The sequence below is a fragment of the uncultured Caballeronia sp. genome (genome assembly GCF_964243625.1).
In the GTDB taxonomy this organism is placed as follows: Bacteria; Pseudomonadota; Gammaproteobacteria; order Burkholderiales; family Burkholderiaceae; genus Caballeronia.
Map to the genome: position 1 here is coordinate 1 of NZ_CAXTGZ010000822.1, position 2,198 is coordinate 2,198.

Below are 2,198 nucleotides of genomic sequence, written 5' to 3' on the forward strand. Positions count from 1 at the left end.
GGGCCTGCATATAGACCGGCGCGGCATTCTTGACGATGCGAACCTTGCCTTCGCCCTCGGTCACTTCGAGCTCCGAGATACCGGATTCCGAGACGAGGTCGATCAGCGTTTTGAGTTTACGAAGGTCCATCGAAAATTCCCCTTTCAATGCTTGGTGACCGGGAGCTTTTCCCGGTGCTTGACTTGGTTTTTGGGTGCCGCCGACGGGTGCGTCCGTTGGCGCTTCTGACACTGGCTCCGCGTCATCGTGTGCGGGCAGTTCAGATCCGAGCGGGTCGCGGCTCAATCGCGCGTCTTCGGGGCAATGCGCTCGAGTGCGAAGTCGAGTGCATACAGATAGCCTTTCCAGCCAAGGCCGCAAATCACGGCTTCGGCGAGATCGGAGAAATAAGAGTGATGCCGGAAAGCTTCCCGCTTGTGGACGTTCGACAAATGAATCTCGACGAACGGCAGCGCCACGCCTGCAAGCGCATCGCGAATTGCGACGCTCGTGTGCGTGTACGCGGCCGGGTTGATCAGCACGAAATCCACCTGTTCGATCCGCGCCTGCTGAATGCGGTCGACGATCGCGCCTTCATGATTGCTCTGGAATGACGTCAGTTCCGCGCCCGCAGCCTTGGCCTTCTCTGCCAGCGCCTGGTCGATCTGAGCGAGCGTGACCCGTCCATAGACGTCCGGTTCGCGGGTGCCGAGCAGGTTTAGATTAGGGCCGTGAAGCACCAGCAGTCGTGACATAGGGCTTTGGTTTATGCGGAGTTGGGCGCACTTTAGCGCCCTTTAGAGAATTTTGTCTAGTTTTACGAAGCTGCACCGGCCTTGGACTCAAGGCAGATGAGTGTGTACACGCGCATTTTGCACGCATTTTCGGGCAAAGTTCGCCGAATTACCGTTAACTTTCCGTGAATCGTTTCGATTTGACGCGGATCAACCAGACGCCTACAGGCCGTCGAGCGTCGCTTTTAGCTCTTTTGGATCGACCTCACCCAGTTTTGTGGACCGGATTGCGCCTTTCGCGTCGATGACCACCGTGAACGGCAGCGCGCCCGCATTGTTGCCAAAGCTGCGGGCCAGATCGGCGCCGCCGAAGCCCGCAATATAGATGGGGTAGTCGACGGGCACTTTCTGCAGGAACGCGTTCACGTTCTTCTCGGAGTCCACGCCGAGCCCGATGAAGGTGATGCCTTTCTTCGCATATTCACGATGCAGCGCCGCGAGCGTCGGCATTTCCTTCACGCACGGGCCGCACCACGACGCCCAGAAATTGACCACGACCGGTTTGCCCTTGAACGACGCCAGGCTTTGTTGCGTGCCGGCGGCCATTTGCAGTTGCTGTTTCCAGAGGTCATCGACGGCATTGCCCTTTGCCGATGTCGTCATGGCCGCTTCGCTCGGGCTGCCGCCCATGATCAGATGGCTTGCATAAAAGCCGCCGCCGGTCGCCGCGATGGCGACAATCAGGGCAGCAACGATGCGCATGGGTTTCATAGTGATGTGGCCGGTGTGGAAGGAGGGGCGTCGAGGAGTGCCTGTACGGCGGCGGCGTTTGCGCGAGCAAGCTTGCCGCGGCCGTCGGCGCGGACGGCGCCTCGCAGGTCGTTGGTATCGTAGAGCGCGATGTGCAGGCCCATGGGTTCTTCGTCGCGGGATGGACGCGTGAGGAAGCTCAGCGTTTCCACATAACCGCGGCCGGCGAAATGGCGCGTCTCGGAGACATCGTATTGAATGTTTGCGTTCAGTAAATAGATTGCGACTTCCTTGGGGTTATCGCAGAAACATTGCAGATGGATGTCCGAGTGCTCGCCTGCGGTGCCGTTCAGCACGGCGCCGGTGACGTAAGGGTTGAACGGTTTGAGGCGCTGCATCCATTCGAGGGTGACCTCGCGCATGCGGCGCAGGACGGCCGGTTGGCTTTCACTTTGGAAGAGTGCCTGGTACTCGCGGATTTCTTCTTCGATCTGCGTGTTGTCGGGGAGCCATTCGCCGCTGACGCGTGTTTCGCCGATCACCTGGCGGGCGGCTTTGCGCTTGGCGGTGGAGTAGTCGAGGCCGTCTTCGGCGATCATTCGCGCCGCCGCGATGGCGATTTCCTCGCGGACGCGCTGAGGGTCGAAATGAGGTTTGCGAATCATGGTGAGGATGATACCGGAAGGGGCGGACGCTGGCGGTTGGGTGGGGTTTTGGTTGGGAGGAGGTTTGTT

General features: G+C 59.8%; 3 protein-coding genes and 1 pseudogene. All 4 read right to left on the reverse strand.

The window, feature by feature from the left end; all coding sequences use genetic code 11:
• Positions 1 to 130, reverse strand: a pseudogene (locus tag ACFFAR_RS31360) (acetyl-CoA carboxylase biotin carboxyl carrier protein); the annotation flags it as partial.
• Positions 131 to 282: 152 nt separating this feature from the next.
• Positions 283 to 735, reverse strand: a complete 453-nt coding sequence (gene aroQ / locus ACFFAR_RS31365; protein ID WP_062000275.1) for a type II 3-dehydroquinate dehydratase — start codon at positions 733 to 735, stop codon at positions 283 to 285.
• Between the two features lie 201 nt (positions 736 to 936).
• Complete coding sequence (locus tag ACFFAR_RS31370; RefSeq protein ID WP_062000274.1) at positions 937 to 1,485, reverse strand: TlpA disulfide reductase family protein; 549 nt, start codon at positions 1,483 to 1,485, stop codon at positions 937 to 939.
• Entirely contained in the window at positions 1,482 to 2,129 is a 648-nt protein-coding gene (locus ACFFAR_RS31375; protein WP_062000273.1) for a hypothetical protein, read from the reverse strand. Before ACFFAR_RS31375 ends, ACFFAR_RS31370 begins: the two co-directional genes overlap by 4 nt.
• Positions 2,130 to 2,198: the final 69 nt, after the last annotated feature.